Consider the following 20,496-nt stretch of genomic DNA (forward strand, 5'->3'; position numbering starts at 1 on the left):
CAGATAGCAGGCAGCGTCGCTATCCATTCATTACGGGGGTATGAATGCTGATGTCGTCCTGGCGTACCCGGCACCGCCCACTGGTGGTGTTCGCCCTGCTGATGGCCTTGTGGGCGGTCGGCTCCGCCGTCGCCCTCGTGGTCGACGACCGCGTACTGACGGGGGCGCCGATCTGGGCCAAGCCGTTCAAGTTCTCGGTCGCGTTCGTCGCGTACTGCCTCAGCCTGGCCTGGATGATCTCGCTGCTGGGCGAGGAACGGCCGCGGCTGCGCCGGACCGCCTGGTGGGCCGGCACGGTCGTGGCCGTCGCGAGCGCTCTGGAAATGGTGCTGATCACCCTGCAGGTGCTGCGCGGGGTGCGCAGCCACTTCAACAACGCGACGCCCTTCGACGCCCGGGTCTTCTCACTGATGGGCAACACCGTGGCGGTGCTGTGGCTCGGCACGCTCGTCGTCGCCGCCCTGCTCTGGCGGGCGCGGATCGCCGACCGGGCCACGACGTGGGCGATCCGGATCTCCACGGTGCTCGCGCTGACCGGCGCCGCCCTGGGCTTCCTGATGGCCCTGCCGACGCCCGAGCAGCAGCGCCGGGAGGCCGCCGGGACGGAGCTCGCGGAGAGCGGCGCGCACAGTGTCGGGGTGCCCGACGGCGGCCCCGGAATGTTCCTCACCGGCTGGTCCACCGTCGGAGGGGACCTGCGCATCCCGCACTTCTTCGGGATGCACGCCCTCCAGCTGCTCCCGCTGCTCGTGCTCGTCCTGGCCGCGCTCGCCCCGCGCCACGCCCGGCTGCGCGACGAACGGGTGCGGGTGCGGCTGGTCCTCGTGGCCGGTGCGGTGTACGCGGCGCTGCTCGCCCTGCTGACCTGGCAGGCGCTGCGCGGCCAGTCCCTGGTCCACCCGGACGGGGCGACGCTCGGCGCTGCCGCGGCGATCCTGGCCGGGGGAGTCCTAGGAGTCCTCGCCGCCCTGTCCGGGGGCCGCAGGGGGGCCGCCCCAGTGGAAGAGGGCCATGGCCACGCTGGTGGCGAGGTTGTAGCTGGAGACCTGGGGGCGCATCGGCAGTGACACCAGGTGGTCGGCCCGCGCGCGCAGCTCGGGGGAGATCCCGTGCCGCTCCGAGCCGAAGGCCAGCAGCGCGTCGTCCGGGAGGGTGAGGCCGCGGATGTCCGTGCCCTCCGGGTCGAGCGCGTAGAGCGGCCCGGGCGGCAGCTCCTCCAGCGCGAGGCGCTCGACGGTGGTGGCGTAGTGCAGCCCGGCCCCGGCCCGGACCACGTTCGGGTGCCAGGGGTCGAGGTCGCCGCGGGTCACCACGCCGGTGGCGCCGAAGCCGGCGGCGAGGCGGACGACGGCCCCGACGTTGCCGAGGTTGCGGGGGTTGTCGAGGACGACGACGGGCGCCGGCCTGGGCATCCGCCCCAGACCCGCGAGGCCCGCCGCCCGGTCCGGCCGTACCGCGAGGGCCGCGACCCCGGTGGGGTGGACGCGGGGCAGCAGCTCCTTGAGCACGGCCGGCCGCACCAGGCGGGCCACGTCGGCCTCGACGTCCGGAGCCAGCTCGCGGGCCAGTTCCCGTACGGCCCCGGGATCGTCGGCGACGACCATGCGCACGTCGGCCCCGAAGCGCAGCGCGTGCTTCAGCGCGTGGAACCCGTCGAGGAGCACGAGGCCCTCCCGCCCGGCGTCCTCCCGCCACTGCCGCACCGTCTCGCCCGCACCTGCCCGCTCGCTCATCCCCCGACCCTACGGCCCTCCGGTTCCGGTTCCGGATCGGGCGCCGGATCGGGCCCGGGCTCCGCACGGGCGCCCGGGACCGCGCCGACCCCGCCGCCAGGACCCCGCAGGGGGACGGCCCTCCGCCGGGCGGCGATCCGTGCGCCGAGCCACACGAGGAACCCGGTCGGCAGGAAGACGGCATCGGCGGCGATCATCGCCAGCGAGAAGAACGGCAGTCCCAGCAGCACCGCGATCCCCGCGTGCTCCATGATCATCAGGGCCAGCAGGACGTTCTTGATCCGCCGGTTGAAGAGCGTGAACGGGAAGGCCACCTGCACCGCCACCGTGCCGTACGACAGCAGCATCACCAGCGTCCCGCTGCCCGCCAGCAGGTCGGACAGCGCCGGCCACGGGGTGAAGTAGTCCAGCCCCAGGGGGTAGTACAGCGCCGTCCCGTCCTGCCACCGCGAACCCTGGATCTTGTACCAGCCGGCCGTCGCGTAGATCAGGCAGACCTCCGCCATGATCACCAGCATGCCCGCGTTGTGCAGCAGGTTGGCCAGGACGTCCAGGGCCGCCCGCCCCTCGCCCTCGGGCTCGTACCGCTCGACCAGCCACCACAGGCCGCAGACCACCCACAGCGCGGCGAACGCCGCGAGCCAGCCGTGGCTGAACCGCCCGGTGGCCGCCCCGTACGCGAAGACCGCCCCCAGCACCCCCCACAGCACGGGCCCGGCCGCCCCGGCCGTCGCGGTGCCCCGCGTACGGGCCCTGCGCGCGTCCAGCGACCACACCTGCGCACACCGGGTCAGCACCAGGTAGATCGCGACCAGGTGGATGACGTTGTCCCCGCCGTCACCCATGAACACGCTGCGGTTCTGCAGGGACAGCACGCCGATCATGAACACCACGGACGTCGCCCGGGTCCGCCAGCCCAGCAGCAGGCCGACGCTCGCCAGCACGGCCACGGCGTAGACGGCCTCGAACCACAGTGCCGAGCCCGACCACGTGAGCACGGTGAAGGCGCCGTTGGAGTCGAGCAGCCGCTGCGCCAGGTCCTGGCTCCACGGCCCGTCCGGGCCGTACAGCTCGGCGCGGTGGGGGAACTCCCGCAGCAGGAAGAAGAGCCAGGTGCCGGCGAAGCCGATGCGGACGACGGCGCTCTGGTACGGGCCCAGCGCCTGCCCGCTGACCTTGGCGACGGCCCGTGCCAGCGCGGCGCGAGCCCGTCTCACACCTTCCACCACGGCAGCTCCCGGTAGTAGGTCTGGGTGTCGGTGGTCTCGCTGCTCCACTTCGGCGCGGGCACGGCCGTCGTCGCCGAGCGCATCTGGATCCGCAGGATGCGCCCGCCCTCGTGGTTCGGGGTGAGCCGGTTCATCGCGATCCGCCGTAGGTACTCCTCGGAGAGTTCGCCGCGCTCGCCGAGGGCCTTCTCGTCCTCGTCGTGGGAGCCGGTGTAGAAGTCCCAGGCCCGGCGCAGCTCGTTCTGCTCCGTATGGCTCGGCAGCAGGCTGTGCCGGATCGCCGCGCCGTCCTCGGCGCTCAGGTCCCGCCAGCCGGTGGTGATCAGCTCGCCGCCGGCGGACCGGACCTCGGCGCGCACCTCCACGGCGATGTTCTGCTGGAGCGGGTTGGGCGCGAAGAGCTTCCAGTTCTGTTCGAACTCGGGATAGATCCAGGCGTCGATCGTCCGCGCGTGCTGCTTGCTCACCGTGTTGGAGGGGGCCACGTGCAGGAAGACCAGCGCGAGGTGCGTGCACGCGGCGATCCCGACGGCGCCCAGCGCCAGGGCCGTCACGACCCGGTACGGGGCGGACAGACCGGCGATTCCGGGCGCCCTGGGGGGTCGCGGAGCGGCCTCTTCGGCGAGCTCGTGCCCGTTCGAATCCATCCCGCCCCGATCGTCCGGCGTCCACAGGGTTGACCACAGAGGTTGACACCCTACGGGCCGCCGTCTCACCATTGAAGCGAATGAACCGAACGATCGGTCGGTCGGGTGGACGGACGACCGGCAAACACTGACAAGGGGCCGGAAATGGTGGCAGTGACCCCGGAAACGGGCCCGGACACGGCCCTGGGGACAGACGGGACGGACGGGACGGACATGACGGCTGACCTGGGCGCACAGCTCGCGGCGGCGTTCGACGCCGCCGTGGCCGCGGACGAGCGCGTGGAACCGCGCGACTGGATGCCCGAGCAGTACCGCGCCTCCCTGGTCCGACAGATGGCGCAGCACGCCCACTCCGAGATCATCGGCATGCAGCCCGAGGCCAACTGGATCACCCGCGCGCCCTCGCTGCGCCGCAAGGCGATCCTGATGGCCAAGGTCCAGGACGAGGCGGGCCACGGCCTGTACCTCTACAGCGCGGCCGAGACCCTCGGCACCAGCCGCGACGAGCTCCTCGACAAGCTCCACTCGGGGAAGCAGAAGTACTCCTCGATCTTCAACTACCCCACCCTGACCTGGGCGGACGTCGGCGCCATCGGCTGGCTCGTGGACGGCGCGGCGATCACCAACCAGGTGCCGATCTGCCGCTGCTCCTACGGGCCCTACGCCCGCGCCATGGTCCGGATCTGCAAGGAGGAGTCCTTCCACCAGCGGCAGGGCTTCGAGCTCCTCATGGCCCTCTCCAAGGGCACCGAGGCCCAGCACGCCATGGCCCAGGACGCGGTCGACCGCTGGTGGTGGCCCTCGCTGATGATGTTCGGCCCGCCGGACGACGAGTCGGCGCACTCGGCGCAGTCCATGGCCTGGCGCATCAAGCGCCACTCCAACGACGAGCTGCGCCAGCGGTTCGTCGACATCGCCGTCCCCCAGGCCGAGTCCCTCGGCCTGACCCTGCCCGACCCGGACCTGAAGTGGAACGAGGAGCGCGGCCACCACGACTTCGGCGCCATCGACTGGGCCGAGTTCTGGGACGTGCTCAAGGGCAACGGCCCCTGCAACGAGCAGCGCATCGGCCAGCGCCGCCGGGCCCACGAGGAAGGCGCCTGGGTGCGCGACGCGGCCGCCGCGTACGCGCAGAAGCAGGCGGAACAGCAAGCGGCGAAGCACGCCGGACAGAACGAGGAGGCACGGGTATGACGCAGAACTGGCCCCTGTGGGAGGTGTTCGTGCGCTCGCGCCGCGGCCTCTCGCACACGCACGCGGGAAGCCTGCACGCCCCCGACGCGGAGATGGCCCTGCGCAACGCCCGCGACCTCTACACCCGGCGCAACGAGGGCATCTCGATCTGGGTGGTCCCCTCCACCGCGATCACCGCCTCCTCGCCGGACGAGCGGGACCCCTTCTTCGCCCCGTCCGCCGACAAGCCGTACCGGCACCCCACCTTCTACGACATCCCGGAGGGAGTGAGCCACCTGTGACCGGCACCGACACCCACGCCGCCACCGTCACCGCGGCGGCCCTCGCCCTCGGCGACGACGCGCTGATCCTCTCCCACCGCCTCGGCGAGTGGGCGGGGCACGCCCCCGTCCTGGAGGAGGAGGTCGCCCTCGCCAACATCGCGCTCGATCTGCTCGGCCAGGCCCGCATCCTGCTGTCCATGGCCGGCGACGAGGACGAGCTGGCCTTCCTGCGCGAGGAGCGGTCCTTCCGCAACCTCCAGCTGGTCGAGCAGCCGAACGGCGACTTCGCCCACACCATCGCCCGACAGCTCTACTTCTCCGTCCACCAGCACGAGCTCTACGCGGAACTCGCCCGCGGGGAAGGCCCGTTCGCCCCGCTCGCGGCCAAGGCCGTCAAGGAGACGGCGTACCACCGCGACCACGCCGAGCAGTGGACACTGCGGCTCGGCGACGGCACCGACGAGAGCCATGCCCGCATGCAGGCCGCGCTGGAGGCCCTGTGGAAGTACACCGGGGAGCTCTTCCAGCCCATCGAGGGCGTCGACGGGCTGGACTGGGCCGCCCTTGAAGAGCGCTGGCTGGCCGCACTGACCGACGTCGTCGAGCGGGCCGGGCTCACCCTGCCCGAAGGACCGCGCACCGGCGCCTGGGCGGCCGGGTCCGGCCGCCAGGGCCTGCACACCGAGTCCTTCGGCCGGATGCTGGCCGAGATGCAGCATCTGCACCGCAGTCACCCGGGGGCGTCATGGTGACCACCGCCGACGTCCCGACCACCCGCCTGGAGGCCGAGCTGGCCGAGCTGGCCGGATCCGTCCCGGACCCCGAGCTGCCGGTGCTCACCCTCGGCGAGCTGGGCGTGGTGCGCGGTGTGCGGATGCACGAGGACGGCCATGCCGAGGTCACCCTCACGCCCACCTACACCGGCTGCCCGGCCATCGAGGCCATGTCCGCCGACATCGAGCGGGTCCTGACCGGCCACGGCATCCCCGAGGTGCGGGTGACCACCGTGCTGGCCCCCGCCTGGTCCACGGACGACATCAGCGCCGAGGGCCGGCGCAAGCTGGCCGAGTTCGGCATCGCCCCGCCCCGGCCGCACGCGGCCGGGGGGCCCGTCCCGGTGACCCTGTCCGTCCGCTGCCCGAACTGCGGATCGACCGACACCGAGCTGCTGAGCCGCTTCTCCTCCACCGCGTGCAAGGCGCTGCGCCGCTGCACCGCCTGCCGCGAACCGTTCGACCACTTCAAGGAGCTGTAGATGGCCGCCCCCCGCCACGGCGCGTTCCACCCGCTGACGGTGGCGGAAGTCGACCGGCTCACCGACGACTCGGTGGCGCTGACCCTGCGGGTTCCCGAGGAGCTGCGCGAGGACTACCGGCACGCCCCGGGCCAGCACCTGACGCTGCGCCGCACCGCACCCGACGGCGGCACCGAGGTCCGCCGCACCTACTCGATCTGCTCGGCCGCCCCCACGGCGGACGGCCCGGGCCCGGCGCTGCTGCGGGTCGGCGTGCGGCTCGTGGAGGGCGGCGAGTTCTCCACGTTCGCGCACAAGGAGATCGCGGCCGGCGACGTACTGGACGTCATGGTCCCCGCCGGGCGCTTCGTCCTGGACCCCGCCGCGGCCCCCGCCTCCGGGCACTACGCCGCGATCGTCGGCGGCAGCGGGATCACGCCCGTGCTCTCGATCGCCGCGAGCCTGCTGGCCGCGCGGGCCGACGCCCGCTTCTGCCTCGTGCGCAGCGACCGGACGGCCGCTTCGACGATGTTCCTGGAGGAGGTCGCCGACCTCAAGGACCGCTATCCGTCGCGGTTCCAGCTGGTCACGGTCCTCTCCCGGGAGGAGCAGGAGTCGGGACTGCCCTCCGGCCGGCTGGACGAGGAGCGGCTGGCCTCCCTGCTGCCCGCGCTGCTGCCGGTGGCGGAGGTCACGGGCTGGTTCCTGTGCGGGCCCTACGGCCTGGTCCAGGGGGCGGAGCGCGCCCTGAGCTCGCTCGGCGTCGCCCGGACCCGGGTGCACGAGGAGATCTTCCACGTCGAGGACACCACCCCCGCACCGGCCCGCGCAGCGGCGTCGGCGGCGGCCACGCACGGCCGGGTCACCGCGCGGCTCGACGGGCGCTCCGGCACCTGGCCCGTCCAGGACGGCGAATCACTGCTGGACGCGGTGCTCCGCAACCGCGCGGACGCCCCGTACGCCTGCAAGGGCGGCGTCTGCGGTACCTGCCGGGCGTTCGTGGTGTCGGGCGAGGTCCGGATGGACCGCAACTTCGCCCTGGAGGCCGAGGAGACCGACGCCGGCTTCGTCCTCGCCTGCCAGTCGCACCCGGTCACCGAGGAAGTGGAGATCGACTTCGACCGCTAGTCCCTGCCCCCGGTCCCTGCGCCGACTGTCCTCCCCTGTCCATTTTCAGGAACGTGTTCTATCTTGACGCACCGTCAGGTCAGAACGGGAGGACAGGCAGTGGACTTCACCTTCACCGAGGAGCAGCGGGCCGCCGTCGAGGCGGCCAGGGCCGTGTTCGCGGACGTCGCGCCCGACGGCGTGCCCAGCCCCGCGCTCACCCCGGGCGCCGTCGCCGACGACTTCGACCGCCCGCTGTGGGCCACGCTCGCCGCATCCGACCTGCTCGGCCTCGTCCTCGCCGAGGAGCACGGCGGCGCGGGCCTGGACACCATCGCCCTGTGCCTCGTCCTGCGCGAGGCCGCCCGGGTACTGGCCCGGGTCCCCCTGCTGGAGCACTGTGCGACCGCCATGGCCGTCCAGGCGCACGGCAGCCCCGAACTGGCCGCCGCCCTGCTGCCCGGGGCCGGACGCGGCACGCTCGTCCTCACCGCGGCCGCGCACGGACGATCCGGCCACGACCCCGCCGAACTCGCCGTCACCGCACGGCTCGACGGCGAAGCCTGGCTCCTGGAGGGCACCCAGACCGCCGTCCCCTGGGCGCACACCGCCGACTGGATCGCCGTACCGGCCCACACCGGCGAGGGCGAGTCCGTCCTCGCGCTGGTCCCGCGCACCGCGGAGGGTCTCGCCCTCGCCGAGCAGGTCTCCACCAGCGGGGAGCGGTTCGCCGAACTCGCCCTGGACGGCGTACGGGTGGAACGCAGCCACCTGATCGACAACCCGGAGGCCTGGGAGCGGCTCCGCCAGGTCCTCACCACCGGCACCTGCGCCCTCGCGCTCGGGCTGGGCGAGGGCGTCCTCGACATGACGAGCCGATACACCAGCAAGCGCGAGCAGTTCGGCTTCCCGGTGGCCACCTTCCAGGCGGTCGCCGTCCAGGCGGCCGACCGCTACATCGACCTGCGTGCCATGGAGGTCACCCTGTGGCAGGCCGCCTGGCGGCTCGACGCCGCCACGGGGGGCGCCGGCGGTCCGCTGCCGAGCGCGGGCGACGTGGCGGTCGCCAAGATCTGGGCCTCGGAGGGCGTGCGCAGGGTCGTACAGACGGCCCAGCACCTGCACGGCGGCTTCGGCGCCGACACCGACTACCCACTGCACCGCTACCACGCCTGGGCCAAGCAGCTGGAGCTGCAGCTGGGCCCGGCGGCCGCGCACGAGGAGGCCCTGGGCGACCTACTGGCCGCCCACCCCCTCGCCTGATCCGCCTGAGCCTCCCGGCAGCCCCTAGGCCGTCTCTTTCGGATCTTGCCGGGCCCGCAAGATCCGAAAGAGACGACCTAGAGCACGAAGGCCGGGTTCCCGTTGTCCGTCACCATCGGGCGCCCGGCACCGTCCCAGGCCTGCATCCCGCCGTCGACGTTCACGGCGTCGATGTCCTGGCGCACCAGGTACTGGGTGACCTGCGCGGAGCGCCCGCCGACCCGGCACATCACGTACACGCGGCGGCCGTCCTCGACGGCCTCCGTCAGCTCGCCGAAGCGGGCCACGAAGTCGCTCATCGGGATGTGCAGAGCGCCCTCGACGTGCCCGGCCGCCCATTCGTCGTCCTCACGGACGTCGAGGACAAAGCCTTCGGAGGGCACCGCGGCGGCATCCACCGAGGGAAGCGGTCCGAAGTTCATAACTGTCGCCTTCTCTCTTCACCAGGTCTGCGGCCAACCTATCCGACCCGCAGCCCCGGCCACGTCCGTACGGGACGCCCCGCGCTCACTCGGCGGCGAGCTCGGCCGCCAGCTCCGCCTCACGCTCGGAGACCTGCGCCAGCAGCTGCTCCGCGATCTCCTCCAGCAGCCGGTCCGGGTCGTCGGGAGCCATCCGCAGCATCGACCCGATCGCGCTCTCCTCCAGCTCCTTCGCCACGAGCGACAGCAGCTCCTTGCGGCGCGCCAGCCACTCCAGCCGGGCGTACAGCTCCTCGCTCTCACCGGGCGCGGCCGCCTCGGGCACCGGCCCGGCCGCCCACTCCTCGGCCAGCTCGCGCAGCAGCCCCTCGTCGCCCCGCCCGTACGCGGCGTTGACCCGCGCGATGAACGCGTCGCGGCGCTCCCGCTCGCCCTCCTCCTGGGCAAGGTCGGGGTGGGCCTGGCGGACCAGCTCGCGGTAGAGCCGGCGCACCTCCTCGGAGGGCCGCACCCGCTCCGGCGGCCGCACGGGCCGGTCGGTGAGCATCGCGGCGGCGTCGTCGGAGATGCCCTCCGAGCCCAGCCAGTCGTGGAAGAGCTCGTCCACCCCGGGCATCGGCATGACCAGCGAGCGCGCCTCCCGGGCCCGCCGGAGGTCCTCGGCGTCGCCGGTGCGCGCCGCCTTCGCCTCGGCGATCAGCGCGTCCAGCTCGTCGAGCCGCGTGTACATGGGGCCGAGCTTCTGGTGGTGCAGGCGGGAGAAGTTCTCCACCTCCACGCGGAAGGTCTCCACCGCGATCTCGAACTCGATCAGCGCCTGCTCGGCGGCCCGCACGGCCCGCTCCAGGCGCGCCTCGGGGCGTTCCTCGGGGCGCTCCTCACCGGTGACGGCGGAGTCGCCGGATCCACCGGGGACTGTCTGCTCAGGCTGCTCGGTCTGCTCGCTCACCCGGCCAGGGTACGGCCCGCCCGCGCGGGCGATGTTTCACGTGAAACATCGCCCGTCGCGCAGCGACCTGCGTGACCTGCGCGACCTACACCCCGGTCTCCGCGGCGATGCGGCCGGCCCGCACCGCGGCCACCAGGTCGGCGTGGTCGGCCTCGGTCCGGTCGGCGTAGGCCACGGCGAACGCCGCCATCGCCTGGTCCAGCTCTTCGTTCTTCCCGCAGTAGCCGGCCAGCAGCCGGGGATCGACGCTGTGTGCGTGCGCGCGGGCCAGCAGCGCTCCGGTCATCCGCCCGTAGTCGTCGATCTGGGCGGGGGTCAGGGCCGCCGGGTCCACGCTGCCCTTGCGGTTGCGGAACTGGCGGACCTGGTACGGGCGCCCCTCCACCGTGGTCCAGCCCAGCATGATGTCGGAGACCACCTGCATCCGCTTCTGCCCGGCCACCACCCTGCGGCCCTCGTGCTCCTCGGGCGGCGAGGTGAAGCCCAGCCCGGGCAGGTGCGGGAGCAGCACCGAGGGCCGGGCCTCCTTCACCTGCAGGACCAGCGGTTCGCCCCGGTGGTCCAGCAGCAGGACCACGTACGAGCGGGTGCCGACGCTCCCGGTGCCCACCACGCGGAAGGCCACATCGTGGATCGCGTACCGGGCCAGCAGCGGCAGCCGGTCGCCCTGGAGGGTCTGCAGGTAGGGGCCGAGCGAGGCGGCCACAGCTGCCGCCTCCCCGTCCGTGACGCGGCGCAGGACGGGCAGAGCGTCGACGAAGCGGCGGCCGCCGTCCGGTCCTGCCTCGGTCGACTTGGTGGCGAACCGCGCGGAGGTGTTGTTGCGGGCCTTCTCGGAGACCCGCTCCAGGGTGCCCAGCAGATCGCGGGCGTCGGCGTGCGAGACCAGTTCCTCGTCCGCGATCGCGTTCCAGGCATCGAGCGCGGGCAGCTTGGCCAGCAGGCGCATGGTCCGCCGGTAGGCGCCCACGGCGTCCAGCGCAGCCGCCCGGCAGGTGTCCTCGTCCGCCCCGGCCACCCGGCCGGCCAGCACCAGCGAGGCCGCCAGCCGCTTGAGGTCCCACTCCCACGGACCGAACACGGTCTCGTCGAAGTCGTTCAGGTCGATGACGAGCCGGCCGCGCGCGTCCCCGTACAGGCCGAAGTTGGCCGCGTGCGCGTCGCCGCAGATCTGCGCGCCGACGCCCGTCACCGGACCGCCGGACAGGTCGTGCGCCATCAGCCCGGCCGCCCCGCGCAGGAACGCGAAGGGATTCGCGGCCATCCGGCCGACCCGTATGGGCGTCAGCTCGGCCACCCGCCCGGCGTTGGACTCCTCCACCGCCCGCACCGCGTCCGGCCGTCCGGCCGGCATCGTGAAGCCCGCGTGCGCCGCCCGCGGCACACGGGCGCGCAGCGCCTTGCCCGCCTCCTTCGGCGAGTCCGCCGCCACGCGCGGCGCGAACCCCGCCACGTCCGGAATCCGCTCTCCCGCTGTCGCCGCCATCGGTGCCGCCCCCACCCGTTCGTTCATGTGATCGCTTCGAGAACGGGCTGACCGTATCGACAGCCCGGCATCCCTGGCCAGCGGCTACAGCCCGGCGTCCCTGGCCAGCAGCGCCGCCTGGACCCTGTTCTCGCAGCCCAGCTTCGCCAGGATCCGGCTCACGTACGTCTTCACGGTGGCCTCGCTCATGTGCAGGCGCCGGCCCGCGTCGGCGTTGGACAGGCCCTCTCCGAGCAGCGCCAGCACGCCCCGCTCCCGCTCGCTCAGCTCGGCGACCTGCCGGCGGGCCTCCTCGCCGCGCGCGGCGGCCCTGCCCGACGCAAGCTGGTCCACGACGTGCCGGGTGGCGCCCGGCGAGAGGTAGGCGTCCCCGGCCGCGGCCGCCCGGACCGCCCCGATCAGCTCGCCCGGCGCGGAGTCCTTCAGCAGGAACCCCGCCCCGCCCTGGCCCAGGGCGCGCAGCACGTTCTCCTTCTCCCCGAAGGTGGTCAGGATCAGGGCCCGCACCTCCGGCGCGGCCCGCCGCAGCTCGCCCAGCGCGGTCAGGCCGTCCATCACCGGCATCTGGATGTCGAGCAGCATCACCTCGGGGGCGTGCGAGCGGGCCAGTTCCACCGCCTCGCGGCCGTTCGCCGCCTCCGCGACGACCTCGATGTCCGGTGCCGAGGTCAGGATCATCCTGATCCCGGCCCGGATCAGCGGCTCGTCGTCGGCGATCACCACTCTGATCACTTCGGCTGTCACCCCGTGCTCCTACTGCTTGACCTCGTACGCCTGCTTGTCCACGAGCTTGCCGTCCAGGAAGCAGAAGCGGAAAACCAGGTCCGTGGTCAGTGTGCTGGGCTGATGGTCGGCCAGCAGCACCAGGCACTGCGCGCCCTCCGGCCGCGGCGGCCCCTTCCGGTCGGCCCCCGCGGTCAGGAAGCTCGCACCGCTCGGCAGCCGCCCGCGGACCGAGCTCTCGCTCTCGCCGACGTGCACGGCGTCGTACTCGTCCCGGGCGATCATCGAGTCGCTCGCCGAGTCCATCAGCATCACCGCCGCGGCGACCATCACGATCACCAGCACCACCACCGTCGCGAAGGCGATCCCGCAGCCCACGGCGATTCCGCCGGCGCGACTGGGAACCCGTACGGCCAGGTCCCGGTCCACCGCGGCCCAGTCCATCGGCTGCTGCTCGCCGCGCAGCCCCCGCACCTGGGGCCGGGTGCCCTTCTGTGCCTGCGCCTGCTGTCCGAAATCGTCGGCCACGTCCTGGGCGCCGGCCGGCTCCGTGCCGTACGGCAGCACGCCGGCCACCCGGAATCCGCCGCCGTCGGCGGTGCCCGCGTGCACCATGCCGCCGACCAGCCGGGCCCGCTCGCGCAGCCCCGTCAGGCCCTGTCCGCCCGACACCGCGTCCTCGTCCGGTCCGGCCGAGGGCCCGTTGGCGATCTCCACCACGAGGGAGTCGTCCTCGTACCGCAGCTCCACCGTGATCGGCGCCCCCGGAGCGTGCTTGTAGGCGTTCGTCAGCGCCTCCTGCACGATCCTGTACGCGGCGTGGTCGCAGGCCGCGACCAGTGGCCTCGGGCGCCCCGAGGTGGTCAGCCGCACCTCGGTACCCGCGCCCCGGGCCGCCTCCACGACCCCCGCGATCCCGGCCACGCCGCGCGCCGCGGGCTGGGCCTCCTCCACCGGCGGGGGCGCCTCCACGCCGTCGCGCAGGATGCCGACGACCTCGCGCAGTTCGTGCATCGCGGACACCGAAGCCTGCCGCAGGACGCCCACGGCCTCCCGCTGACGGTCGGTGAGCTCGGGATCCACCTCCAGCGCACCCGTGTGCACGGAGATCAACGCCAGCTGGTGGCCGAGGCTGTCGTGCATGTCCTGGGCTATGCGCTGGCGTTCACGCAGCCGCGCCTGCCCGGCGACCATGGCCCGCTCGCGCAGCAGCTGGCCGTTGCGCTCGTGCAGCGCCGCGAGCAGGGTCCGGCGCTGCGACCAGTACCGGCTGGCCAGCCCCGGCATCACGGTGACCGCCAGGAACATCAGCGTGGAGAACACGATCACCAGGAGCGGCCGCATCAGCGACCACTGGTCCAGGACGCTGAGGGCGATCGACGCGGCGAAGGCCAGCGTGAAGGCGCCGAGCGCCCGGCCCACGCCGACGATCCGGCGCCCGGCCGACCAGCCCAGCAGCGGCAGGACGAAGAACAGCCCCGGGAGGGCGGTGCTCAGCGCCGAACCCACCACGAGCGTCGTCGCCGGCAGCCGCCGGCGCAGCAGGGCCAGAGCCACGACGACGACGGTGCCCAGCAGCATCCGCTGCCCCGACCCCCGGTCGAGTTCCTCGACGCCCAGTCCGAGGATGGCCAGCACACCGGCGAGGGCGAGGTCCCCCGCCAGCATCCGCCGTGTCCACGGCTCGGGGCCCCGCAGCCAGTCCCAGCCCGCTCGTGTCTTCGCCATCACATCCACGCGCCCGACCCTAGACACCCGGTCTCCGCACCGGCCGTCCTCTTTCGTCTCATCCGCGGTGACGAAAGTCGGATCCTGCGGGAGCAGTTGACTCCGTACGCCCCTGCGGGGGTTTCCGCCGTGACCGACGCCACACGCCCGGCGCCGAACACCACCCGCCGGTGCGTTCCGCGTCACGCGCACCCGGTCGCGGGCAAAGCGAAACGGCCGCCACCGCTTTCGCAGTGACGACCGTCTCGTCGATGTGGGCGAGGGGGGATTTGAACCCCCACGTCCCGAAGGACACTGGCACCTGAAGCCAGCGCGTCTGCCGTTCCGCCACTCGCCCGAGCAGCGTCCCAGTGGTCTTCCCTTTCGGGCCGTTCCCCTGGCGACGTCGAAACATTAGCACGTGGAAGGGGGTGGGTTCACATCGCTTTCCCCGGGGGCATACGCCCCGGCGTGGACTGCCCCTCCCGCACTCCGCTCCCGGTGCGGGACACTGTTCCTCGGGCGCCCCTACGATCCCTTGTGAGGACCAACACTCGTCCTCACAGGAGCGATGGGGAACCACCCGAATCCGCCACGCGTGGATACGATCAGTAAGCAGTACAGGGCGACAACGACGGAGGAGGTGCCCCATGGGAGTTCTGAAGCGGTTCGAGCAGCGACTCGAAGGTCTGGTGAACGGCACCTTCGCCAAGGTGTTCAAGTCCGAGGTCCAGCCGGTGGAGATCGCCGGAGCCCTCCAGCGGGAGTGCGACAACAACGCCACCATCTGGAACCGCGAGCGGACCGTCGTCCCCAATGACTTCATCGTGGAGCTCAGCGCCGGCGACTACGACCGCCTGAGCCCCTACTCCGGGCAGCTCGGCGACGAGCTCGCGGGCCTCGTCCGCGACTACGCCAAGCAGCAGCGGTACAGCTTCATGGGCCCCATCAAGGTCCATCTGGAGAAGGCCGAGGACCTCGACACCGGGCTCTACCGGGTCCGCAGTCGTACCCTCGCCTCCAGCACCTCCCAGCCGCAGGGGGCACCTCCGTCCCCGGCGAGCGGCTACGGCTACCCGCCGGTCGCCGCACCGCCCATGCCCGCCGGTCCGCCCCCGGGCGGACCCGGCGCCCGCCGGCCCGCCCCCGGCGGCCCCGGCTCGGCGGCCCCGGCAGCGGGGTCCGGCGGACCGCGGAGGCACTGGATCGAGATCAACGGCACCCGCCACCAGATCTCGCGCGCCACGCTCGTACTCGGCCGAAGCACGGAAGCCGACGTGCGGATCGACGACCCCGGCGTCTCGCGCCGGCACTGTGAGATCCGGACCGGAACGCCCTCGACGATCCAGGATCTCGGGTCCACCAACGGCATCGTGGTGGACGGGCAGCACACCACCCGCGCTACGCTCCGCGACGGCTCGCGGATCGTCGTGGGCAGCACCACCATCATTTACCGGCAAGCCGAAGGGTGAAGCGGGGGCAATGTCAGAGCTGACCCTGACGGTCATGCGGTTGGGTTTCCTGGCCGTTCTGTGGCTGTTCGTCATCGTGGCCGTCCAGGTCATCCGCAGCGATCTCTTCGGTACGAGAGTGACCCAACGCGGCTCGTCCCGCCGCGGCGGCGCCGGCGGCGCCCCGCAGCAGGGTGGCGGCCGCCAGGCCGCTCCTCCGCAGCAGCGCCAGCGTCGCGGTGCGCCGACCAAGCTCGTCGTCTCCGAGGGCATCCTCACGGGTACCACCGTGGCCCTCGCCGGACAGACGATCACCCTGGGCCGCGCCCACGACTCCACGATCGTGCTGGACGACGACTACGCGTCCAGCCGCCATGCCAGGATCTACCCCGACCGTGACGGCCAGTGGATCGTCGAGGATCTCGGGTCCACCAACGGCACGTATCTCGACCGGACCCGGCTGACCACCCCGACGCCCATTCCGCCGGGCGCACCGATCCGCATCGGCAAGACCGTCATCGAGCTGCGGAAGTAGTACGAGAATGAGCGAGCGGAGCGAGCGCGCGGCGGTGATCCGTGCCACCGAGGACACGGACACGGGCGCGCTCCCGACCGGAGGGTGGGCAGTGTGGCTCGAGACCGGTTGTACCCGGAGGAAGCTTCGTCGACAGGGCAGGTGCGCATGAGTCTGTCCCTGCGGTTCGCAGCCGGATCCCACAAGGGCATGATCCGCGAGGGGAACGAGGACTCCGGTTACGCCGGCCCGCGTCTCCTGGCGATCGCCGACGGCATGGGAGGCCAGGCCGCCGGCGAAGTCGCGAGTTCCGAGGTGATCTCCACCCTCGTGCAGCTCGACGACGACGTGCCGGGCTCCGACATCCTCACCTCCCTCGCCACCGCCGTGCAGCGCGCCAACGACCAGCTGCGCGTCATGGTCGAGGAGGACCCCCAGCTCGAGGGCATGGGCACCACCCTCACCGCCCTGCTGTGGACCGGCCAGCGCCTGGGCCTCGTCCACGTCGGCGACTCCCGTGCCTACCTGCTCCGCGACGGCGTCCTCACGCAGATCACCCAGGACCACACCTGGGTGCAGCGCCTGGTCGACGAGGGCCGCATCACGGAGGAGGAGGCGACGACCCATCCGCAGCGCTCCCTCCTGATGCGCGCGCTGGGCAGCGGCGACATCGTCGAGCCCGACCTCTCCATCCGCGAGGTCCGCCCCGGCGACCGCTACCTGATCTGCTCCGACGGGCTCTCCGGCGTGGTCTCCCACCAGACGCTGGAGGAGACGCTCGCCGACTACCACGGCCCCCGCGAGACCGTGCAGTCCCTGATCCAGCTCGCGCTGCGCGGCGGCGGACCCGACAACATCACCTGCATCGTCGCCGACGTCCTCGACACCGACAGCGGCGACACCCTCGCCGCCCAGGTCAGCGACACCCCGGTGGTCGTCGGTGCGGTCGCCGAGAACCAGCACCAGCTCTTCGACGGCGGCAACGCCATGCAGACCCCGGCCGGCCGCGCCTCCGGGCTCGGCCGCCAGGCCCCGCCGCCCGCGGGCTCCTTCGGTCCCCCCGGCAGCGGTGACGCCTCCGGCTACGGATACGGCGACCACGGCCAGGGCGGCGGCGCCGGCTACGGCTCCTTCGGCGAGGCCGACGGCTACGACGGCGGCTCCGGCTACGAGGACACGTACGACCACCCCCGCAGGCGCCGCAGCAAAGGGCGCAAGTGGACCACCCGCACACTGACCCTGCTCGTCGTCGCCGGTGTCATCGGCGGCGGCCTCTACGCCGGCTGGCGCTGGACCCAGACCCAGTTCTACGTCGGCGTGAAGGGCGAGCACGTCGCACTCTTCCGCGGCATCAGCCCGAAGCTCGGACCGCTGGAGCTCTCCAAGGTGGAGACCGACCGCCCCGACATCGAACTGAAGTACCTGCCGCCCTTCAAGCGGAAGCTGGTCGAGGCCACCATCAGCGAGGGCAGCCTCGACGGTGCCCGCAAGAAGCTGGACGACCTCGGCGTCCAGGTCTCCGCCTGCAAGAAGGACGAAGAGCGCAGAGGCGCCGAGGCGCAGAACACCCAGACACCCGGCCCCAGCCTGACTCCCGAGGAGCAGCAGCTGGTCGGCCTGTGCGGAAAGTAGCCCGCGGGCACAGGGGGCCTGCCACACCATGAGCGTTGTCACCAATACGACCACCATCGGCGCCATCGAGCTGCCGAGCCGGCGGAACACCGAGCTCCTGCTGCTCGCCTTCGCCGTGGTCATCCCGATCTTCGCCTACGCCAACGTGGGTCTGGCGATCCACGGCAAGCTGCCCCCCGGCATGTTCGTCTACGGGGCCGGCTTCGCCGTCCTCGCCGGCATAGCGCACTTCGTCGTACGCCGGTACGCGAAGTACGCCGACCCGCTGCTGCTGCCGCTCGCCACCCTGCTCAACGGCCTCGGCGTCGTCCTGATCTGGCGCCTGGACCAGTCGGAGCGGCTGCAGAACCTCGCCAAGCGCAGCTTCGGCGCCTTCTCGCCCTCCGCGCCCCGCCAGATGATGTACACGGCCCTGGCGATCGCCCTGTTCGCCGCCGTGCTGCTGATCCTCAAGGACCACCGCGTCCTGCAGCGGTTCACGTACATCTCCATGGCCGGCGCGCTGGTGCTGCTGATCCTGCCCGTCGTCCCGGGCCTGGGCGCCGACGTCTTCGGCGCCAAGATCTGGATCAGCGTCGGCGGCTTCTCCATCCAGCCCGGTGAGTTCGCAAAGATCGTCATCGCGATCTTCTTCGCCGGCTACCTGATGGTGAAGCGCGACGCGCTCGCTCTCGCCAGCCGCCGCTTCATGGGCCTCTACCTGCCGCGCGGCCGCGACCTCGGCCCGATCCTGATGATCTGGGCGATGAGCCTGCTGGTCCTGGTCTTCGAGAACGACCTCGGTACCTCGCTGCTCTTCTTCGGCATGTTCGTGATCATGCTGTACGTGGCCACCGAGCGCACCAGCTGGATCGTCATCGGCCTGCTGATGTCGGTCGGCGGCGCGGTCGTGGTGGCCTCCTTCGCCAGCCACGTCCAGGCCCGCGTCAACGCCTGGCTCGACCCCTTCGGCTGCTACACCACCTCGGGCGCCTGCGAGCAGGTCGGCCAGTCGATCATGAGCTTCGGATCGGGCGGGGTCCTCGGCGCCGGGTGGGGCCAGGGCAACTCCGACCTCATCGGCTTCGCCGCCAACTCGGACTTCATCTTCTCCACCGTCGGCGAAGAGCTCGGCCTCTCCGGTGTGATGGCCTTCCTCCTGGTCTACGGGCTCATCATCGAGCGGGGCGTCCGCACCGCCCTCGCCGCCCGCGACCCCTTCGGCAAGCTCTTCGCCATCGGCCTCTCCGGCGCCTTCGCGCTCCAGATCTTCGTCGTCGCCGGCGGAGTCATGGGGCTCATCCCCCTCACCGGCATGACGATGCCCTTCCTCGCGTCCGGCGGTTCCTCCGTCCTCGCGAACTGGATCCTCATCGCCGTCCTCATCCGGATCAGCGACACCGCCCGCCGACCGGCACCGGCCCCGGCCCCGTCCCCCGACTCCGAGATGACCCAGGTGGTCCGCCCGTCATGAACAAGCCCCTGCGCCGCATCTCGCTGTTCTGCGGGCTGCTCGTCCTCGCGCTGCTGATCCGGACCAACTGGCTGCAGTACGTCCAGGCCGAGGAACTCAGCACGCGCAAGGAGAACCGACGGGTCCAGATCGCCCAGTACGCGACCGAGCGCGGCAACATCATCGTCCAGGGCGAGCCGATCACCGGTTCCACGGTCACCGACGGCAGCGACTACAAGTACAAGCGCACCTACACCGACGGGGCGCTCTGGTCCCCCGTCACCGGGTACGCCTCGCAGGCCTTCGGCGCCACCCAGCTCGAATCGCTCGAGGACGGCATCCTCACCGGCAACGACGACCGGCTGTTCTTCGACCGCACGATCGGCATGTTCACCGGCGACAAGAAGCAGGGCGGCAACGTCGTCACCACGCTCAACCGCGCCGCGCAGCAGGCCGCCTTCGAGAAGCTCGGCACCAAGAAGGGCGCGGTCGCCGCCATCGACCCGCGCACCGGTGCCATCCTCGCGCTCGTCTCCACGCCCTCGTACGACCCGTCCAGCTTCGCCGGAAACTCCAAGAGCGACGAGAAGGCCTGGGTCGAGCTGAAGGACAGCGAGGACAAGAAGCTCGTCAACCGCGCCCTGCGCGAGACCTACCCGCCCGGCTCCACCTTCAAGGTGGTCACCGCCGCGGCCGCCCTGGAACACGGCGTCGTCCAGGGGATCGACGACCCGACGGACACCCCCGAGCCGTACATCCTCCCGGGCACCAAGACCCAGCTGCCCAACTCCCACACCGGCTGCGAGAAGGCCAGCCTCAACGAGGCGCTGCGCATCTCCTGCAACTCCGTCTTCGCGAACCTCGGCGACAAGGTCACCCGCGACAAGATGGTGGAGACGGCCGAGAAGTTCGGCTTCAACAACGACAAGATCGACACTCCGGTCCGCGCCTTCGCCAGCGTCTACGACAAGAAGATGGGCAGGGACGGCAACGCCCAGAGCTCGATCGGGCAGTTCAACACCGCCGCCACCCCGCTGCAGATGGCCATGGTCACGGCGGCGATCGCCAACGACGGCAAGCTGATGAAGCCCTACATGGTGGACAACCTCACGGCCCCCAACCTGGACATCATCGAGAAGCACGAGCCGCAGGAGATGAGCCGGCCGCTGTCCGCGGACAACGCGCAGAAGGTCCAGCAGATGATGGTCAACGTCGTCGACAAGGGCACCGGCGAGAAGGCCAAGATCAAGGGTGTGGTCGTCGGCGGCAAGACCGGCACCGCCCAGCACGGCGAGGGCAACAAGAAGCGCCCGTACGCCTGGTTCATCTCCTACGCCGAGAACGCCGACGGCACCTCGCCCGTCGCCGTCGCCGTCGTCATCGAGGACAGCGAAGGCACCGCCCGTGACGACATCAGCGGTGGCGGTCTCGCCGCCCCCGTCGCCAAGGCGGTCATGGAAGCGGTGCTCAACGGCCAGAAGTGAACAGGGGATCACGGGCCGGCGACGTG

Annotated in this window: 20 protein-coding genes and 1 tRNA gene; 12 read left to right on the plus strand and 9 right to left on the minus strand. The window is 72.0% G+C overall.

Translation table 11 applies throughout. The features are described 5' to 3' along the window. Positions 1-50 precede the first annotated feature (50 nt). Complete coding sequence (locus E6U81_RS13005) at positions 51-1,067, plus strand: hypothetical protein (protein WP_240803783.1); 1,017 nt, start codon at positions 51-53, stop codon at positions 1,065-1,067. Here the strand turns inward: E6U81_RS13005 and E6U81_RS13010 are convergent. Genes E6U81_RS13010 through E6U81_RS13020 form a run of 3 tightly spaced genes read right to left on the minus strand, consistent with a single transcriptional unit; the run spans position 951 to position 3,609 of the window. Next, positions 951-1,733 carry an RNA methyltransferase gene (locus tag E6U81_RS13010; protein ID WP_136230254.1) on the minus strand — a complete coding sequence of 261 codons (783 nt, stop codon included), beginning with the start codon at positions 1,731-1,733 and terminating at the stop codon, positions 951-953. The two genes, E6U81_RS13005 and E6U81_RS13010, sit on opposite strands and share 117 nt — an antisense overlap. Continuing rightward, positions 1,730-2,950 (minus strand): HTTM domain-containing protein, encoded by a 1,221-nt coding sequence (locus E6U81_RS13015; RefSeq protein WP_240803784.1) that lies wholly within the window; start codon positions 2,948-2,950, stop codon positions 1,730-1,732. The genes E6U81_RS13010 and E6U81_RS13015 overlap by 4 nt, the downstream gene beginning before the upstream one ends. Then, positions 2,947-3,609: a DUF5819 family protein gene (locus tag E6U81_RS13020; protein WP_136230255.1), complete on the minus strand. Its 663-nt coding sequence runs from the start codon at positions 3,607-3,609 to the stop codon at positions 2,947-2,949. The genes E6U81_RS13015 and E6U81_RS13020 overlap by 4 nt, the downstream gene beginning before the upstream one ends. A 213-nt stretch (positions 3,610-3,822) precedes the next feature. On the opposite strand from E6U81_RS13020, the gene paaA reads away from it, so the two are divergent. The 6 genes from paaA to E6U81_RS13050 all read left to right on the plus strand — a co-directional run bounded on the left by paaA (position 3,823) and on the right by E6U81_RS13050 (position 8,670). Beyond that, positions 3,823-4,803 carry a 1,2-phenylacetyl-CoA epoxidase subunit PaaA gene (gene paaA, locus E6U81_RS13025; RefSeq protein ID WP_136230256.1) on the plus strand — a complete coding sequence of 327 codons (981 nt, stop codon included), beginning with the start codon at positions 3,823-3,825 and terminating at the stop codon, positions 4,801-4,803. Further along, positions 4,800-5,084 (plus strand): 1,2-phenylacetyl-CoA epoxidase subunit PaaB, encoded by a 285-nt coding sequence (gene paaB, locus E6U81_RS13030; protein ID WP_030026914.1) that lies wholly within the window; start codon positions 4,800-4,802, stop codon positions 5,082-5,084. Before paaA ends, paaB begins: the two co-directional genes overlap by 4 nt. After that, positions 5,081-5,818 carry a 1,2-phenylacetyl-CoA epoxidase subunit PaaC gene (gene paaC / locus E6U81_RS13035; protein WP_136230257.1) on the plus strand — a complete coding sequence of 246 codons (738 nt, stop codon included), beginning with the start codon at positions 5,081-5,083 and terminating at the stop codon, positions 5,816-5,818. The genes paaB and paaC overlap by 4 nt, the downstream gene beginning before the upstream one ends. Further along, positions 5,812-6,321 (plus strand): 1,2-phenylacetyl-CoA epoxidase subunit PaaD, encoded by a 510-nt coding sequence (gene paaD / locus E6U81_RS13040; protein WP_136230258.1) that lies wholly within the window; start codon positions 5,812-5,814, stop codon positions 6,319-6,321. Before paaC ends, paaD begins: the two co-directional genes overlap by 7 nt. Further along, entirely contained in the window at positions 6,322-7,428 is a 1,107-nt protein-coding gene (locus tag E6U81_RS13045; RefSeq protein WP_136230259.1) for a 2Fe-2S iron-sulfur cluster-binding protein, read from the plus strand. A gap of 99 nt (positions 7,429-7,527) precedes the next feature. Next, positions 7,528-8,670: an acyl-CoA dehydrogenase family protein gene (locus E6U81_RS13050; protein ID WP_136230260.1), complete on the plus strand. Its 1,143-nt coding sequence runs from the start codon at positions 7,528-7,530 to the stop codon at positions 8,668-8,670. A gap of 77 nt (positions 8,671-8,747) precedes the next feature. Here the strand turns inward: E6U81_RS13050 and E6U81_RS13055 are convergent, their stop codons facing one another. From E6U81_RS13055 to E6U81_RS13080, 6 genes are all read right to left on the minus strand, one after another. Beyond that, positions 8,748-9,092, minus strand: a complete 345-nt coding sequence (locus tag E6U81_RS13055) for a rhodanese-like domain-containing protein (protein WP_078094686.1) — start codon at positions 9,090-9,092, stop codon at positions 8,748-8,750. Positions 9,093-9,177: 85 nt separating this feature from the next. Further along, positions 9,178-9,939: a hypothetical protein gene (locus E6U81_RS13060; RefSeq protein WP_240803798.1), complete on the minus strand. Its 762-nt coding sequence runs from the start codon at positions 9,937-9,939 to the stop codon at positions 9,178-9,180. Between the two features lie 187 nt (positions 9,940-10,126). After that, a complete protein-coding gene (locus tag E6U81_RS13065; protein WP_136230262.1) occupies positions 10,127-11,554 on the minus strand; it encodes a DUF2252 domain-containing protein in 1,428 nt (475 codons plus the stop codon). 57 nt (positions 11,555-11,611) lie between these two features. Then, on the minus strand, positions 11,612-12,271 hold the full coding sequence (locus E6U81_RS13070) for a response regulator transcription factor (protein ID WP_136230263.1): 660 nt from the start codon (positions 12,269-12,271) through the stop codon (positions 11,612-11,614). A 9-nt stretch (positions 12,272-12,280) separates the two neighbouring features. Then, on the minus strand, positions 12,281-13,978 hold the full coding sequence (locus tag E6U81_RS13075) for a sensor histidine kinase (RefSeq protein ID WP_136230264.1): 1,698 nt from the start codon (positions 13,976-13,978) through the stop codon (positions 12,281-12,283). Positions 13,979-14,232: 254 nt separating this feature from the next. After that, positions 14,233-14,315, minus strand: a tRNA-Leu gene (locus E6U81_RS13080). Between the two features lie 292 nt (positions 14,316-14,607). Here E6U81_RS13080 and E6U81_RS13085 point away from each other — a divergent pair. From E6U81_RS13085 to E6U81_RS13105, 5 genes are all read left to right on the plus strand, one after another. After that, positions 14,608-15,429 carry a DUF3662 and FHA domain-containing protein gene (locus tag E6U81_RS13085; RefSeq protein ID WP_136230265.1) on the plus strand — a complete coding sequence of 274 codons (822 nt, stop codon included), beginning with the start codon at positions 14,608-14,610 and terminating at the stop codon, positions 15,427-15,429. A gap of 10 nt (positions 15,430-15,439) precedes the next feature. Beyond that, positions 15,440-15,943 carry an FHA domain-containing protein gene (locus E6U81_RS13090; RefSeq protein WP_030839213.1) on the plus strand — a complete coding sequence of 168 codons (504 nt, stop codon included), beginning with the start codon at positions 15,440-15,442 and terminating at the stop codon, positions 15,941-15,943. A gap of 147 nt (positions 15,944-16,090) precedes the next feature. Beyond that, the gene (locus tag E6U81_RS13095) at positions 16,091-17,554 is read left to right on the plus strand and encodes a PP2C family serine/threonine-protein phosphatase (RefSeq protein WP_240803785.1); all 1,464 of its coding nucleotides are present in this window, start codon (positions 16,091-16,093) and stop codon (positions 17,552-17,554) included. 28 nt (positions 17,555-17,582) lie between these two features. Then, on the plus strand, positions 17,583-19,007 hold the full coding sequence (locus tag E6U81_RS13100) for an FtsW/RodA/SpoVE family cell cycle protein (protein WP_136230267.1): 1,425 nt from the start codon (positions 17,583-17,585) through the stop codon (positions 19,005-19,007). Beyond that, positions 19,004-20,470: a penicillin-binding transpeptidase domain-containing protein gene (locus E6U81_RS13105; RefSeq protein WP_136230268.1), complete on the plus strand. Its 1,467-nt coding sequence runs from the start codon at positions 19,004-19,006 to the stop codon at positions 20,468-20,470. The genes E6U81_RS13100 and E6U81_RS13105 overlap by 4 nt, the downstream gene beginning before the upstream one ends. The last annotated feature ends 26 nt before the right edge of the window (positions 20,471-20,496 follow it).

The organism is Streptomyces sp. A0592, assembly GCF_004795115.1.
GTDB classification, from domain to species: Bacteria; Actinomycetota; Actinomycetes; order Streptomycetales; family Streptomycetaceae; genus Streptomyces; species Streptomyces erythrochromogenes.